The organism is Candidatus Tumulicola sp., assembly GCA_036490475.1.
Lineage (GTDB): Bacteria > Vulcanimicrobiota > Vulcanimicrobiia > Vulcanimicrobiales > Vulcanimicrobiaceae > Tumulicola.
The window spans coordinates 1,448,923-1,465,276 of the sequence record DASXDT010000006.1 but is presented as its reverse complement, the minus strand read 5'-3'; the positions used below and the strand labels follow the sequence as shown (position 1 = coordinate 1,465,276).

Annotated in this window: 13 protein-coding genes; 7 read left to right on the top strand and 6 right to left on the bottom strand. The window is 59.7% G+C overall.

What is annotated here, in order from left to right; translation table 11 throughout:
* Nucleotides 1-5 precede the first annotated feature (5 nt).
* Together VGF98_14540 and VGF98_14535 are read right to left on the bottom strand one after the other, a co-directional pair.
* Entirely contained in the window at nt 6-1,520 is a 1,515-nt protein-coding gene (locus VGF98_14540; protein ID HEY1682861.1) for an MFS transporter, read from the bottom strand.
* 26 nt (nt 1,521-1,546) lie between these two features.
* The gene (locus VGF98_14535; protein ID HEY1682860.1) at nt 1,547-1,975 is read right to left on the bottom strand and encodes a helix-turn-helix domain-containing protein; all 429 of its coding nucleotides are present in this window, start codon (nt 1,973-1,975) and stop codon (nt 1,547-1,549) included.
* A gap of 91 nt (nt 1,976-2,066) precedes the next feature.
* Between VGF98_14535 and VGF98_14530 the strand changes: the two genes are divergently transcribed.
* Together VGF98_14530 and VGF98_14525 are read left to right on the top strand one after the other, a co-directional pair.
* Nucleotides 2,067-2,744, top strand: coding sequence for a hypothetical protein (locus VGF98_14530; GenBank protein ID HEY1682859.1), 678 nt, complete (start codon nt 2,067-2,069; stop codon nt 2,742-2,744).
* 111 nt (nt 2,745-2,855) lie between these two features.
* Nucleotides 2,856-4,604 carry a sulfatase-like hydrolase/transferase gene (locus VGF98_14525; protein HEY1682858.1) on the top strand — a complete coding sequence of 583 codons (1,749 nt, stop codon included), beginning with the start codon at nt 2,856-2,858 and terminating at the stop codon, nt 4,602-4,604.
* 240 nt (nt 4,605-4,844) lie between these two features.
* Here VGF98_14525 and VGF98_14520 read toward each other — a convergent pair whose 3' ends face one another.
* Complete coding sequence (locus VGF98_14520) at nt 4,845-5,999, bottom strand: hypothetical protein (GenBank protein ID HEY1682857.1); 1,155 nt, start codon at nt 5,997-5,999, stop codon at nt 4,845-4,847.
* 637 nt (nt 6,000-6,636) lie between these two features.
* On the opposite strand from VGF98_14520, the gene VGF98_14515 reads away from it, so the two are divergent.
* A complete protein-coding gene (locus VGF98_14515; GenBank protein HEY1682856.1) occupies nt 6,637-8,733 on the top strand; it encodes a hypothetical protein in 2,097 nt (698 codons plus the stop codon).
* On the opposite strand, the gene VGF98_14510 is transcribed toward VGF98_14515, so the two are convergent.
* Together VGF98_14510 and VGF98_14505 are read right to left on the bottom strand one after the other, a co-directional pair.
* Entirely contained in the window at nt 8,730-9,245 is a 516-nt protein-coding gene (locus tag VGF98_14510) for a hypothetical protein (protein ID HEY1682855.1), read from the bottom strand. The two genes, VGF98_14515 and VGF98_14510, sit on opposite strands and share 4 nt — an antisense overlap.
* 121 nt (nt 9,246-9,366) lie before the next feature.
* Nucleotides 9,367-12,006 (bottom strand): LuxR C-terminal-related transcriptional regulator, encoded by a 2,640-nt coding sequence (locus VGF98_14505; protein ID HEY1682854.1) that lies wholly within the window; start codon nt 12,004-12,006, stop codon nt 9,367-9,369.
* Between the two features lie 95 nt (nt 12,007-12,101).
* Here VGF98_14505 and VGF98_14500 point away from each other — a divergent pair, with 95 nt between their 5' ends.
* From VGF98_14500 to VGF98_14490, 3 genes are all read left to right on the top strand, one after another.
* Nucleotides 12,102-13,106 (top strand): hypothetical protein, encoded by a 1,005-nt coding sequence (locus tag VGF98_14500; GenBank protein ID HEY1682853.1) that lies wholly within the window; start codon nt 12,102-12,104, stop codon nt 13,104-13,106.
* Between the two features lie 74 nt (nt 13,107-13,180).
* Nucleotides 13,181-14,356, top strand: a complete 1,176-nt coding sequence (locus VGF98_14495) for an alpha/beta hydrolase (protein HEY1682852.1) — start codon at nt 13,181-13,183, stop codon at nt 14,354-14,356.
* A complete protein-coding gene (locus tag VGF98_14490; protein HEY1682851.1) occupies nt 14,353-14,772 on the top strand; it encodes a DUF3830 family protein in 420 nt (139 codons plus the stop codon). Before VGF98_14495 ends, VGF98_14490 begins: the two co-directional genes overlap by 4 nt.
* Here VGF98_14490 and VGF98_14485 read toward each other — a convergent pair.
* A complete protein-coding gene (locus tag VGF98_14485; GenBank protein ID HEY1682850.1) occupies nt 14,756-15,919 on the bottom strand; it encodes a choice-of-anchor tandem repeat GloVer-containing protein in 1,164 nt (387 codons plus the stop codon). The two genes, VGF98_14490 and VGF98_14485, sit on opposite strands and share 17 nt — an antisense overlap.
* Before the next feature lie 88 nt (nt 15,920-16,007).
* Between VGF98_14485 and VGF98_14480 the strand changes: the two genes are divergently transcribed.
* Nucleotides 16,008-16,325 carry a CHY zinc finger protein gene (locus VGF98_14480; GenBank protein ID HEY1682849.1) on the top strand — a complete coding sequence of 106 codons (318 nt, stop codon included), beginning with the start codon at nt 16,008-16,010 and terminating at the stop codon, nt 16,323-16,325.
* Nucleotides 16,326-16,354 lie beyond the last annotated feature (29 nt).

The window sequence follows — 16,354 nt, the reverse complement described above, 5'->3', positions numbered from 1 at the left end:
CAATCTTACCCCGCAGCCCCAACTAATTGAGGGGATGACGCGTGGGGATCGACCGCGTCATCGCTGCCGATCGTATCGAGCTTCACACCGGTCGTTTCGATGCGGAACATCCACGTCACGATCGCGCCCAAGATCGAAGCGATGATGAGTAAGTACAGCAAATACTTCGTCCCGATCGCGGAGAGCAAGATCGGGAAAAGGAAGGCCGTTGCCACGGCCCCGATTTTAGCGAAGGCCGCAGCGAAGCCCGCGCCCATTCCACGAATCTCCGTCGGAAAGACCTCGCCCGCGAGCAGATAGGTCTGCGCGTTCGGACCCAGATTCGTCATGAAATCGAACAACATGAAACCGATAAAAATCAACATGATCTTTCCCGGTCCGGCGACGTCGACCGAGAACGACGCGATGAGGAGGCCTACCGCGCAACCTACGAAACCAAATATCTGCAACCTGATCCTGCCGAGCCTGTCGGCAAGAAGCACTGCGAACGCAATGCCAACGATCAGCAGCGACGTAATCAACGCCGAGCCTTTCGCTGCTAGGATGTCGTTCATGATGAGATCGCTGGTGCTGCGAACATGGTCGGCCGGGCTTCCAAAGGCCGTTGCGAGGATCGTCGGCGTGAAGATGCCGATGCCGTACGTTCCGAGATCTTGGAGAAACCATGGAACCGAAGCCAGGATCGTTGCGCGGAGGTTACGGCCCTTCTCGAAGAGCGCGGCGAACGAGGGTCGCTTGCCGGTGTGCGTTTCGGACCCATCGAGCGTCTGCAGCGTGATCTCGGTCGGATAGCGCGGCGATCGCACCAGAAGCGCGGCCATAGCGCGTTCGGCTCGGGCCTTTTCGCCGCGAGCGAAAAGCCAGTTTGCGCTCTCCGTGATGTAAAAACGGCCGATCGTAACGAGGATCGCCGGGATCACCGCGGTGGCATACATCCAGCGCCAGGCGTCCAGCGTGGGGTTCAACGATAGCACCATATAGCCGACGCCCGTTCCGGCGAGCGCTCCGATCGCTTGGAACGCGAACGCGCCGAGAACCAAACTGCCTCGCTTCGAACTCGGCGTATTTTCCGAGATGATCATGTGCGCCGTCGGATAGTCGCACCCAAGCGCCAGTCCGAGTCCGAAGAGACAGATCACCAACGGAAGAAACCCGTTCGACAGCATCAACAGCGCCAGGAACAGGCAGAAAATGATCATTTCGACGATGAACATGCGCTTGCGTCCGAAGTAGTCGGAAAGACTCCCCAAGGCCACCGCGCCGATTAAAATTCCGAAGAGGCTCGCCGCGCTGACGATGCCGTTTTGCGCCGGCGCGATATGAAACTCGCGCGAGATCAGTGGAAGCGCGACGCCGGTCATGAAGACGACGAAGCCTTCGAAGAACTTGCCCGCCGCCGCGAGATACCAGATCAGCTTCTGCATAACCGTCATGGGAATGGATGTGACCTGCGTACCATCGGGCCAGGTAGGCAGTTCGTCGATATAATCCTGAACAGACTTGTGTGCCATGGACGCCATTTTACAGGGCTTCTCTTAACATTCGTTTATGAAGTCCGGGCTATTTCCGCCCCTTCTATTCGGCGAGCACACTTGGTGCAATGAAATCCCAGCTCGACGCTGCTGCCGCACTCGGCGTGCACGATTTGACTCATGTCGTCTCCTTTCGTAAAGCGCTTGCCCCAGGAGCGTAGCGCCAGAACGACGGGCGCTAGCGCACGGCCCTTTTCGGTAAGTACGTACTCGTAGCGATCGGGAAGCCGCTGATAGCGGCGTCGCTTGAGGATACCGGCCTCGGTGAGTTTTTTCAGGCGAGCCGACAAGACGTTGTCCGCGATGCCGGTCGCTTTGAACTCGTCGAATCGCCGAGCACCGAGGACGGCATCGCGAACGATGAGCAGCGTCCACCATTCCCCAACGATGTCGAGCGTTCGAGCGATCGGGCAAGGTTGGTCCGCCAGGCTAACGTGTCGCATAAAATCAAGTTTAGTCACTTGCATGAGGCAAGTCAATGTGGTATAGTCACTTTCTTCACACAAGTAACTATCACGAAAGTAGAGGAAATACATGCTCGAAATCGTTACGACGTTGACCCTCGGCGCTACGGCCGGCACCTTGTTTGCAGCAGTCCTCGGTTGGCTTCCCGTTCGTTCGGCCTCTCGGCTCGCGCTCGGAGCCGGGGTGGGCGTTTGGGTCGCCCTTGCGCTTGCGATCACCATGTCCGGCGCGCTCATGCACTCCCGATTTGCTATGCCGATGTTCTTCATGCTTCCGCTGATTGCAGCAGCCTTCGCCTCCACGTTCCCATCCGTGCGCACAGCGATGATGGCAATTCCCGTGTCGTCGATCATCGCGCTCAACGCAATGCGCGTGCTCGGCGTGCTTATGCTCACCGCCGCTCTTACGGGGCTGATGAGCGGGCCGTTCCCGTACGCGGCCGGCATCGGCGACATCCTCACTGGAGTATTAGCGCTCGGCGTCGCGCGTATAGCCGCTAGAAAACCCAACGACGTGCGCGTTCTCGAATGGAACATTCTTGGTGCTCTCGACCTCATCGTGGCCGTATCGCTCGGAGCGAAGTATGCGACGAGTGGGGCATCGGCCGCGATGACGACGCTCCCGTGGTCGATCATTCCGCTGTGTCTCGTGCCCACGTATCTGATCGGCCACGCGCTCGTCTTCGCTCACGTACGCGCGGCGACGATCGCGGCGAACGGATTACAGACTCAGTTCGCACGCGCATAGCGAGGGGGATAGCTTGTGCTGCCGAACGGTCAAGCGTCTCATCGGGGACGCTGTCGCCGCACAGTATCGAAAGGAGCTTCGCAGGTGAAGGAGTCGGAATCAAAAGCTACGGTGAATCGTCGCGATCTTTTGGTTGGAGCGTCGACTCTGGCCGCGGCCGCGCTCGGACTGCCCAGCGTCGCGGAGGCATCGCCGTCCGCACAATCGAGCGAAGAACGTCACGTCCGAAAAGGGCCGGCGGGCAAACCGCCTTATAATATCATCTTTATTATCGTCGACCAGCAAACCCACCAACTCCTCGGCGGACCCGACTACAAGCTCCAAGGCACCGACAGAATCGCGCGCAATGGCGTTTCGTTTACCAATCACTACATCGCATCGGCACAGTGCTCGCCGTCACGCGCGACCTTCCTCACGGGGCGGCCTCCGCAGTACCACCACGTCATCGATCAAATGCAGTTCGATTTCGTTCCAACGCTTAACCCGGCTATCCCCAACATGGGCTCGATCCTTAAAAATCTCGGCTACAAGACCGCCTATTTTGGTAAGTTCGAGATGGACAAGAACATATTGGACCCCGAACCAACGGTGAACTATAGCACGGTTGCCCAGCCATACGGCTTCGACGCTTTCAGCGCCGGCGGGGACATTGGTAGCGCTCCCCTGAGCGGCTTTGAAAACGATTCGTTCATTGCTGGTGAGAGCGTGCGCTGGCTACGCAATGCGGCCTTGCAGTCACGCAAGCACCGCGAGCCATTCTTCATGGTTGCCGGCTTCGTCAACCCGCACGACATCATGTACGGCGATGCCAACGTTCCCGGAGAACCGCCGGTCCAAAAGGCTGTGACGGCGGCCGCCATACCGCCTCCGCCGCCGAACACTATCTACGAAAAGAAATGGCCGTTGACGTTGGCGCCGAGCCTTTCTGAATCGTTGAGTGCGCCCGGTACCCCCGCGGCGATCGCGGAATATAAGAAGGGCTGGGACGGTTGGTCCGGCACGATTCCTACCGACCGTAAAGACATGTGGACGATTTTCTACAACTACTATTTGAACACGATTCAGGATAACGAACGTAGCGTCAAGCAGATCGTCGACGTTTGCGACGAAATGGATTTGTGGCGCGACACGGTCGTGATATTTACAGCCGATCACGGCGAAATGGGTGGCTCGCACGGCGGCCTTAAAGGGAAAGGGCCGTTTATTTACGAGCAAAACGCTCACGTGCCGATGTTTATCGCCCATCCAACGGGCGAAAGCGGTGCGAAGTGCGTGGCCCTCACGAGTCACCTAGATTTAGTGCCAACATTCGTGGGGCTTACTGGTTTACCCGAAGAAAAGCGGGCGCAGGCGATCGAGGGTTTCCCGGGACGTGACTTCTCAAGTCTGCTGACGAATGCGGATTCGGCAAGCGTCCACCAAGTGCGCAAGGGCGTGCTGTACAATTATCTCGGTCTTGGAACGGTCGATGCCGAATATTTGAAGACAGTAATGGAATCGCAAATGCTCGACTCCACGAAGCAGCCCCCAATTGCAAAGGCGGGCATGACGAAACGTGGACTGGTTTCGTTTGCCTTCGACGGACGCTACAAGTTCGGCCGCTTCTACGCGCCGACGGCCTTCAATACGCCGACGACACTCGAGGAAATTCTCAAGAACAACGACGCGCAACTCTTCGACCTTCACACCGATCCTCACGAGGTTCACAACCTGGTCCTTGCGCCGGAGAAACATCGCGAAACGATTCTGCGCATGAACCAATTACTGAACGACCTTATTGCATCCGAAGTCGGCGTCAACGACGGCGCATTTCTCAAGCCACTCCTCGACGGAGGTTCGTTGGCCCCAGGAGGAGCGTGACTTGCACGTTCCGGACCTTCCGTTGTACCGTACAAGCATGAGTAATTCACGATATGAGTGTGCGTCTTGATCCGGCTCGGCGATCACGTGGTCGTAAAGGGCGAGGACGAAGAGGCCGTCGTTACCGCCGTGCACCCCGACTCACAGATTGAAGTCGAGTTTCTTCACTGATCCGAGGGTGGTCCGCGGCGCAGGCGCTACGCCGCCGAAGCGCTCGAGAAAGTCGCCAAAGACTCGTAACTAGCAAGCCGGCCACTTGGTCTGGTTTGAATACGGCGACTCGATCACGCACCGGCTGGGCTTCGGCGGAATCGTTGGCGGTGGAAGCTTCTTGTCGGGCGGTGTCAGCAATCGCATCGCCCGTTCGTTCCACACATTGTGCTTCGAGGTGACCGGCGAGCAGCCGCCGCCATTCCAGTATCCGGATTGCGTGCCGTCCTTCCGCAACTCCGTCGCGACGTTGCCGATCACGCTCACCGGCCCGCAGTCGACGCCCTTATACTGACTCCAGACGTACAGCGCAGTATTCCCGGCACCCGGTACGGGCGTGCGGTTGATGATCTGGTTGTCTCTAACGAGTTGTTGGGTTCCGCTTGCAATGCCGATCCCGCAACCGCCCGTGTCGACGAGTTGATTGCGCACGAACGATGCGCCGTTCGCTCCGTCGTCGGCGATGAGACCGCAATCACTCGCGCTGTGGCCGCCTGTGATGTAGTTGTCTTTTGCAACGAAACTCGAGCCGACGCCAAAATTGATCGAGTCTTCCTGATCGTCAGGGTACTTGTACCGTTTCGTATCCGTGCTGCTGAGCGTGTAGTTTTCGTCCGCTATCACATCGCTCGCGCCCCATGCTTGCACGTTTTGACCCCGAGGATACGGCCCACGCGGATTCAACAGGAAGTTGCCGATAACGACGAGCTGCTTTGTATGCTGACCGGCTTCTACGTTGGACTCGCCGTACGCGAGGACGTTTCCCTGAATCGTAACGGCCGTCGCATCTGCTACGAAGATACTATCGTTATGATCGCAACAACCAGTGCTCTGAGTTTCGGGGTGAACGTAGCTGTCGATAATCCGAAGGTTCCGCCCACCGCTAATGCTAATGCCGTTACCGCCGCACGGTCCGATTTGCGACGCTTCGATCGTAATGTCGGTGGAGTCTTCAACGTCGATACAGTTTCCAGCCAGCGTGCTGATCGAGAGATGTCTGTACGTTCGGTGATGCTGGTTGCTGATGATCAGCGTGGTCCCAGACGAAACCAGCGGCGGGCGCATCGCTGCGACCCGCGGCATAGCGTCCGGCTGCGGTGAGATCCCGCAGCCCAGCAGTGCGGCCGTCGCGTAAATGGTTAGAACAACCCCCAGGCGTCGCAACGCACGGCAAGAAAAGTGCATACTGCCGTCTTCTCCGTCGCATCGAACGATTCGTGCGCCCGAATAGCCGGAGTACACGTTTAGGTACCGAATGACGAGAGTAAGGAGGCTTTGTTGGATGGGGCTTATCGTCGCGCTCGTATTTAGCATTGCGACGGCGTATTCTCAAAGTCAACCGGTTATGACGTCGCGTCAAGCGGCTTCAGAAACGACCGCCCACATCGTGAGCATTAGTCTGGACTCGAGTCATGGTGGCATGGCGAAGGGTGAACGGTACGTGGGCAGGATCCACCGCTCGCGAACCGGGTTTATTCTTGATCGCGAGGCAATCGATAGTGCGAGGGTTTCGACCTTACTCGATGCCCTTAGGAGCAGAGCGAGCCACGTACCCAAAGCCCAAATAGCAGATTTGGCGACGTACGTGATAGACCACTGCAGCTCGGCCTTGAACTATCAGTTTGCTGCCCAAATGCGAGACAAGGCATTCGGCGCCGCGGCGCTGTCGACGTGTAAAGCTGGTGCAAATACCTTCGTTTCGGAATACCTGTCGCCCAGCAATCGTAGCTTTCACACGGACGACTATCCACAGGAAGCGATCGTTGTCAAATTTGACGACGGTCATACCATATCCGCCATTTCGAAATCCCAAAATGCGTTCATGTTACCTTGGCGAGTCGTGGACCCGTCATCGCAAACTCTCGTCTACGACACGGCGATCGCCAAGAGCATCCTGGCACTCTTCGGCAACAACGATGTAAACGCAGACCGGCTGCGCCCTACCTTTCTGGCTGCCGAATATGCGGAGACTTTACGGGTGGAACCGCCTGCCTCCATGCCTACTCCCGCCCCGGTCGTCCGCAACGAGCCGCTTCAAAACGCAATGGCGTCTGCAAACGTGTTCGCGAAATGGAGCGAACTGAGCGGTTCACGGATCGTCGGCGAGATCGGATCGCCACGATGGGGCGGAATTACTGTTGCTTTCGATTGCCCAGAACCCACCGACGCGACATCGGCGGCCAACTGTTTGGCCACCCCGATCGAGCGAGCCGATAAGCTGGCCGCGCTTCCATGGGTTCGAGCGATCTCTCTTCGGCCGCAGTTGCAAGTACAGATTGTCGGCGACGATTTCGCATCTCAAGACATCGGGCAGCTTTCGGAGCTGGCAAACAGTAGAGCCGATCTTGCACCTTTGCTGCCGCTCGCGCGAACTTCGGGTATCGTTTTTTGGATCGAGCCGGCCAAACAAGGCGATGTCGACGGCAGCTCGACCTGGGTGCTACTACCCGACAAGCGACTGATTCTCGTTGCATACAACCCTGGGCCATTGATGTCGGCGGCCGGCCTTGACGAGTCGCGTCTCGGAGGCACCGGTTGGTATCGAAAAGTCGCGGCATTGTTCAGCGCCGACGGGGTTTTAATCGGCCCGATCGCAAGCCTGCCGGCGCGCGAACGGGTGGCTGACGTTTCTTCGATAACGATCGAGTCTCGCGGGAATGGAAGTCCCACAAAGACGGTCCTCGAAGCGAGCGACTTCCAGGCGAACGACCATCCGCTATTCACCGCTGCGCTATCTCGACTTCTAGACGCTATATACAGCGCGTCGTTCTCGCCGCTGGCCTCTACGTCTAGCGCCGAGTCGGTTACGCTACTTCGCGAATGCGATCGGATCACGAGTCAGCAGCTCGGTGCATATGCATCGTCGCGACAGGCATCGGCTCTGTTCGAGCAACGCTGCCGTGACGCCCACAACCTAACATCGTTCTTGGAAGACTACAACAACTCACCGGATGGCGTCGTCCTCGAAGACGGCTTCAATGGCAGCACCGAGGTTACTATTACATACGCGAGCGGCGCTATACTGAAACTCACCTCGGACTCACATCTGGCGTACATGATTCCCTGGAGCATTACCTCGACCGGCGTCCCATGGACGAGCTACGATCCGGACATCGGCGTCGCCTTAGCGTCGATAACCAAGCGATCGGATCCGAATCTAACCCGGCTTGATGGAAGCATCTTGCCGCAGCAATATGGTACCGACATACGACAGAAGCTCTATCAATATTCGGGCCACCCAGCCGAGTTGCCGCCTGCAGCGATACTGGCTCCCGTACTTCGGCGGTACGCGGTGGCGCAGGGTTATCGGCTCGAGAACCTCGTGTACGATCAGGACGCGAACAGCGTTGTCGGAATGCTTTCGTCGCCGGGCTGGAACAGCAGTGTTTGGGTTCAGTTTCGATGCCCGGTGAACGTGACGAAACGTGATATACCGGCAACACTTGCAGCGTCGATCGCGCTTGGCACGAGATTGGCTCGAATCGCTTGGATACGACGCGCATTGGCACGCCCCGAACTGCGCGTCATGGCGTATCCGTGGCGGAGTTTACAGGACTACCAATACGCGGATGAGGATGCCGTCGACGATTTCGACAACTGGCCTAACGTTGTTTCCGGATCGCCCGCAACAGACATACGCAGGATGTCGCGCTCTCCGGGTGTCGCATGGTTTGTTTTGGAGCAACCGCAATCTATTGACCTCTCGATCGTAGCGGGTCAGTTCTCGTCGGATTGGATGCTACTATCAAACGGCACCGCAGTGCTCGGATCGTACACCCTCGGCATGCCGGAATATATTGGACTCGACTCGGGCATACCGAGCTTCGGCGAAGGAATTCGCCGCTACGCGGGCGCCTTGGTCAGCCCAACCGGCTCTGTCGAACCGCACCCAACGCTCCCATCCACAACTCGAAATTAGGAAGGGCTGATGGTGAAGCGGATTGGCCGGAAGCCGGCATTCGAGGCACAGGTAGAGCAGTCGACGATCAATTTGGTTGGAACGAAATCCTTATCGACGAGGAACAACGCAGTTTGGCGGGCAGCGGCTCCTTGTAAGATGCGTAGCGATGGTTTTACGACCGAATTCGTTGGGATCTCGACGCTGATGGCATCCTTATCGGCAAGCGTGTACGTTACGATCCCGCCCCAAACGTCGTGCGTGCCGTTATTCAGCAAAACCCGCATGTACATCGTGTTCTGGGCGGCGGTGGGAGTCGGTGGATACTCGATTCCTTGGCTATCTGATGCCGTTGCCGCGCGTAGTTCGACGATCTTGATGCGCAGATTACCGTTGAACACCGTCTGACCGATCTTGCCCGACAACGCGCTCACTTGGTTGGCTCCCCCGGGTGCGGGCGTCGGAGCCGCCTCGGCACTGGTGAGAAGAGCAATGCTCAGCAATGCGCCGAGCGCGAGCGGGTATCTCATCATATGACACATCCTTTGTGAAGCTGTCGTGGCGTCATCGTATCGCAAGCGCGTGCGGCCGGCGTGCCGAGGGCTGGGCGCTGTGCGCCGCCGGCTTTTCCGGTGAGTTCTCCCTTGTAACAGTCTATTCGGGGCCGAGCTGCCACCGCGCTCGCACTCCGCACTTACTGTAGATCGACTCGAGATGATGTCCGACAGTACGCTCGGTCACGCCCAGCCGATTAGCGATCTCACGATTCGTCAGTCCCAGCGGCACGAGCGTGCGGATCTCCAACTCGCGCGGCGTCAGCGATGCGCCGAACGCAGCGCGCCGCTCCTTGCGCGACAGACCCGCCGCGCGGCCCGCGTCGCGTACGGCGCCACATCCAGTGTACAGCGCCATAGCCTCTGCGCGATCGCCGGCCGTTTCGAGCGCCAACGCCTCCAGCCACGGCCACTCTAACTCGCGAAACGCCGCCGCCGCCGCTCGTGCCGCGCTCGCCGCCGCACGGACGCGATTTTGGCGCGCCGCCGCGAACGCGTCGAAGAGTTTCGAACAGGCACGCGCGACAACGTTGCTCTCGCGCGAAACCTCGACGTCGAGTTGTTTGCGCGCGATGCTAACGTCATCGTCGCTTCCAAAACGCGCGCAGTGCAGTTGAATCGAAAAATACGGGTCGATCAGTTCGTTTTCCGTGCAGCGGCGCAGCGCCGTCGCGAGCTCGTCGTGCATGCCCTGCGACTGCATGAACTCGGCGTAACCCCAAAGCAACACGCCCGTAGCTTCAGCTTGGCCCGCGCGTATAGAGCGGTGCAGGTGCACGTTATTGAAGTATGGCGCGATGAGGGATGCATCGCCGAGGCGCATTCCGATGAACACGCCAAACCCCGACAACAGCGCTTCGAAATAACCGCCCAAACGCTTGCCCAAGCCGGCTTCCGCGATTGCATCGCGCGCTTCTTCAAAGCGTCCTTGCAGCAACAGCAGCTCGCACAGTTGAAGCGGCAAGAACCGCGCCGTTCCAACGGCTGCGTCCGCATGCGCGAACAACACCCGTTCGGCTCTCGCAAGCCAGTCACGCCCGAGGCTCACCAACCCCAACTCGGCCGCCGCCGCCGCAGCAGCAAACGCCGTATAATACGCATCGCTATGATCGCCGGCTGCTTGCGCGAGCGCGCACGACTCTTCAAACATCGCGAGCGTATCGGCAATCGGCCGGTCGCGGCTTCCCATCGACGCGAGTTGCCGGCGATATTGAATGGCCAGCGTCTGCGTGGCTAAGGCTTCTGCAGGCAGCTGCGCGAGAATGCGGAGTGCCTCGGTTCTGCGTCCGGCAGCCCCGCACAGTTCGGCATAGCCGATCTCGACTTGCGCTGGCCGGCTGCCTTGCAGCTGGTCGGCGAATTTTTGCAGCTTGCCGTAGATCGCGTCGGCCATCGTGGGCCGGCCGTCGTACCAATAGTCGTGCATCAAGCTAAACAGCTGATCGAACGCATCGTCATCGCGGCCCATCGCGCGATAATGCTGCGCGAGCCGGCGGCGCAGCCTCGACGCACCGCGAAACTCCCCGGTCGCCGCTGCAAAATCGGCCATTAGTTCTTGGGCATTCCACCACGCATCGGAATCGCGCTCGGAGAGCGCAGCGGCCGTTCGCGCCAGTTCTTGCGCATCGCCGAAGTTTAAACGCTTCGCGGAGCGCGCCGCCGCCGACAGCAATGCGTCGACTGCACGGCCGGCCTCTCCGGCTTCGGCCCAGTGCCGCGCGGCCAGCGCGTTGACTTCGTCGCCGGAATCGTCGCCGCACAATTGCGACGCAATGCGCCGGTGGAGCGTGCGCCTTCTCGCAGTTACGAGCGTCTCGTACAATGCGGATCGCACGCCCTCGTCGCGAAAAACGAACGTCGCCCGCCGATTTGTGAGCTCGCGTATCAACCCGGAATCGACGCCGTCTTGTAGAGCGGCGATAACCTCGTCGTTCGAACGCCGCGCGAGCCGGGCCAGCCACTCTTCCCGAAACTCCGCGCCAAAAACCGAGGCCTCGCGCAAAACTTCAAAGTTACTGCGTCCGAGTTCGCGCCGCAGCATCACGACCTGCGCCTCGGCGGACTGCGGAATCAGCGATGCATTGCCGGCGCGAAAGTCGGATAGTCTCGCAACGAGTTCGTGCAAATATCGCGGGCTGCCGGCGGCGATGCGCAGGATGGTTGCGACCGTTTGGGCATCGGCAGACTCGCCCGAAACCGACAGCATCGCTTTGAGCAAGATCTCCGATCGCGAACGATCGAGCGGCGCGAGATTCATCGAAACAGCGCCGCCGCGGGTCCATGCGCCCGACCACTCGCTCGCGCACGACGCGAGGACCACGACGCGGTGCGCGGCGGCGGCAGATGCTAACGTTTCGATGACGGCGCGGTCGTCGGTTGTCGCGTTGTGCACGTCGTCGATCGTGCAGAGCACCGGGCGTTGCCGAGCGACTCCGGCTACATCGCGTCCGCGCAACGCTGCGGTCAACTGCTCGCGTAAGGGACGTCCCTCGTCGACTATCGCGGCAGAGCAAACGAGCGGAATCATCACCGCCGCTTCGGACTCGCGCGCGGCAATCTCATACAGAAAGCGCGACTTGCCCATTCCCGGCTCGCCGTCGATCAACGCTACGGCGCCGGTTCCCGATTTCGCGCGCATAACGAGCTGTCGCGCCGCCTTCACTTGCGCGACACGGCCCACAAACGGCCAGCCCGGCTGATCTGCTAGCAATTCGAACGATGAAGGTAGGTAGTTCCCCATATATTCCGTGTCTCGCGATAGCTAAGATTGGCGTACACGTCCGTTGCTTGTGGGAGGACCCTATGAACCCTGGTCGACCGCTCTCGATTCGGAGCTTGCTTGTCCCGCTTCTCGCCTGCGCCACGGCGGCGCTCGTCGGCGGCTGCTCCGGCGGGTCGCAGCAAACTTCGCCGATGATTCCAGTGCAGCAATCCGCGATGTCGATTCCAAACGGGAGCGGAGCCTCGGTCGTCTACGTTGCGAACTGGTACCGTAACGCCGTCGAAGTCGTCTCGGCAAACAAAAAACATGCGCTGTTGAGAGAGATCAGCACTGCGCCGTACGGTCCAAACTCCGTCCATGTCGATGGCGACGGCAATCTGTGGGTTGCTCTGAATACCGCCGGCTCGGGTCCCAGCCTGTACGTGTACAAGCCTGGAGCGTCGACGCCGTTCCGAACGCTGACCGGTGTCACGCACATTCCGGTTGGAGTCGCGATCGACGGTGACGGCACCGTCTACGCGACCGACGAAAATGAGGGACACGGCGAAATTTTGGTTTTCGCGCCCGGAAGCAACACGCCGACGTCGACGCTGACCGACACTAACGGCAGCTGTTGTGGCTGGGTCGCAGTCGACCAGCATCACAACGTGTTCTTTGCGTATCAGGCAAAGAGCGGGCCGGGCGGTGCGGTCGACGAGTTCGTGCATGGATCGACGACACCCACGAGCCTCGGAATCACGCTTGGAACGTCCCCGGGTGGCATCTTAGTGCTGAAAGACGACACCATCATCGTGACCGAGCAGGGTATTACCGGTTACAATCTGCCAGCCAAGATCGACACGTTTAAGAAAGGTGCCACGTCACCGTCATCGGTGATCACCGGCAACCCGAGTTGCGACGAGTGGGTCGGACCGGGGCTGAATGCCAAGAAGGACCGCATCTACGTCGGAACGCTCTTTACCGAACTGGTCTGCTACGTCAACAACAATCCCGCGGCGATTAAAGAGTACACGTATCCGCAGGGCAAGCTGGTCACGGAGTTCACATCCGGCATCGACAACCAAAGCGGTTGGACGCTACTCGTCCCAGCAGTAGATCCGCCGCCCGCGGGTCAGTAGCTTCTCGCCCCAGGGCTCCGCGTTTTAGGGGCGCGACGTCGAAACATACGGCGTCGCGCTCCTCTAGAATAGTTGTGAAACGAGAGCCGCTCACCGCGACACTGGCCTTCCTCCTATTCGTCGCATCGCCACTCGCGGTCGACGCCGCCTCGCTCGCCCCCGGCCTGTATCTGAACGCAACGGGCGCGAAGTTGTACGTCGGGACCGAACACGAGCTCCCGGATTCCGCGTACTCACAATATTTGAACGCCTCGTCTGGGACGAGCGGTGCATTGCCGCCGGACCGGCACCTCGTGAGCGTCTGCGCCGTGCAAGAAGAACGGCGCGTCGTTCGCTCGCCGCTCGGCGTCCTCGGAGTTTCCCTGTACTACCATGGCGCCGCTCCTCGCAGCACGATCTTGCTGATTCACGGAAGCGACGCAGAAACGCGCGAGATGGGTTGGATCGTACCGTACTTCGCGTGTAACGGCGTCAACGTTATCAGTTACGATCAGCGCGGCACCGGCGAATCGAGCGGCAATTGGCTAGCGAACGGACCACCGCAGAGAGCGCGCGATGCCAACGCGATCTATGATGCGCTCCGTACCGATCCGCGCGTCGATCCACAACGCATCGGCATCTGGGGTTTCAGCAATGGCGGGTGGACGGCGCCGATTGTAGCCGTAGACCGCCCGATCGCGTTTATGATCCTTCAGAGCGCGCCAGCGTCGAGCGTCGAGCAAAACGTTATCTACGAAGCGAAAGAGACGATGCGCGGCATCGGTCATACTGCAGCGGACACCCAACGCGCCGTCGAAACCTGGCAGATCGTGCTCGCAGCAATCGAAGGGCGCACGCCCATCCCAACGGCAAAGACGGCGTACGCGAAGGCAGCACGCGCGAGTTGGTTCGATGATTCGCTGCTCCCGCTGGTTCCCGTAAAAACGGCGTTCGAGGAGCCGCAGTTGAGCGGATGGCGACGGTTCTTACGCTACGATCCCGCAGAGACGCTGGCGACGGTTCGCGCGCCGACCCTCGCGCTGTATGGCGCGCGCGACACGAAGGTCGATGTCACGCACGACGTTCCGGCGATCGAAGTCGCGTTTCGACGAGCCGGCATGCACGATCTTACCGTTCGCTGGTTTGCAGACGCAGGACACACGATGAAGGTGACGTCGAACGGCTTCGACGATACGAAGCCGGTGCGATACACTCGCGGCTATCCCGCCGTCATGCTCACCTGGCTGCGCCAACGTGGCTTTGCTCGATGAACGCGGTTACAATCAAGGCCGGGCCATTTACGTTTTCCGCGCGATTTGAAAATGCAGCAGCGCCGAAGACGTGCGAGTTCTTCGCGTCCTTACTTCCGCTTCGACAGCACATCATACACTGTCGTTGGAGCGGTGAGGGCTGTTGGATACCACTCGGCGATCTCGCGTCGCACCTTCCGTTTGAAAATGCGACCAGCTATCCGGCGCCTGGACAACTCATCTATTACCCGGGAGGACACAGCGAAGCGGAGCTGCTCCTCCCGTACGGCGGCGTTCACTTTGCCAGCAAACTGGGGCAACTTGCAGGCAATCACTTCATGACCATCACGCAAGGGATGGAAAAACTGAGCGAGCTTGGGCGCCTCACACTTTGGAACGGGGCTCAAGAATTAGAAATCGTTACGGCTTCACTTTAAAGATGGTTCCCGCATTTTTCGGTCCACCTTTGATCGTGCTTCCGTAGAGCGAACCGTTGAGAAACACGAGACCGGCCTGCGGCGTGTCGCCGTTCGAACTGTGGAAATCGCCGAGCACCTTTTCTTGGCCGGCATGCGTGAGCGAAAACACCACGCCTTTGCCGCCGCTGCCGCCTTGAAGTGTCGTTCCGTAGATCGTGCCCTTTACGAGAACGAGGCTCCCGTTGGGCTGGCCGCCATCGGCTTTATTCGAAAACTGGTGAAGGACGGTAGCTTTACCGGCCGCCGAAATAGCTACGACGGAGCCATATCCGTATTGTCCGCCGTACCGTGTTGCAGCGTAGATCGTACCCTGCGAAATCAGTAGTCTGCCCGTCGGATACGAACCGTCGCTATCGCCCGTAAAGTTGTAGATCGTTTTCTTCGTGCCGTTGGCGGTTAGGCTGTAGATCGTTCCGGAGTCGTCCTTGCCGCCGTACGACGTAGTGCCGTAGAGGGTGCTGCCCGCGAGCGCGACGCCGCCCTGTGGATCGAAACCGTCGCCGGCGCCTTTGAAATCGTACACGACGTGTTCTTTTCCGGCGGATGAAACCGCGTATACGAGGCCGCAACCACTGTTGCACTGCTTCTCACCGCCGAGTTGCGTCGCGCCGTAGAAGAGACTGTTGAAATAGACGAGCGGTCCTTGCTCGTCGTAGCCATCCGCTCCGCCGCCGAGCGCGTGCAGCACGTGTTCGTTGCCCTTTGCGTCGATGTCGTACGACACGGTGTTGGTCGTTCCATACAACGTGCCGGAGCGATACAGCAACCCCGAGTTTGGCGAGTTACTGCCGGCGCCGCCGCCGAACGAGAACAGCATCTGCTCGTTTCCGGCGAGACTGACTTTAAACACCGCTCCGAGATTGCTAACTCCGCCGTTCGCCGTCGTCCCATACAGTGCGCCCTTCACTGCGATCAGGTCGCCATTGGGCGACGTGCCGTCGGGCACTCCCGTGAATGAGTAGATGGTTTGCAAGGCTGAAGCATCGCCGCTTAGGCCGGCAGCTTGCCAGGTAGCCGGGACGGCCGGCCCTCCCGGTTGAGAGCAGCCGGCGAGGCTGACACCGGCTAAGGCGAGGAGACTGATGGTCGATCGTAATTTCCGCATGAACCTACGATATCGTCCGGCCGTGCGGCCAGCGTACCGAGGGGTCGCGCATGCGAACGCGGCTCCCCGATTGAATACAGCATGCGTGATGCCAGAGGTCCGCGGAGTCAGCGTCGATGCGCAAACCCGTTGCGCTCACTACAACTCGCCGGTCGACGTGATCGCCATCAAGATGAAGTGCTGCGGCGAGTACTTCGCGTGCAAGGAATGCCACGACACGCTCGCCGGCCACCCCCTCAAGCCATGGCCTCGCGAAGAGCGCGGCGAGCGCGCAATACTGTGCGGCGCCTGCCAATCGGAGCTGACAATTGCCGGGTATCTGGACAGCTCGACGCGTTGTGCGGTTTGCAGCGCGTCGTTCAATCCCCACTGCAGCGAACATCACGACTACTACTTCGTACCGTAAAGGTCCGTATTCGCTGGGCTCGGAAGCCT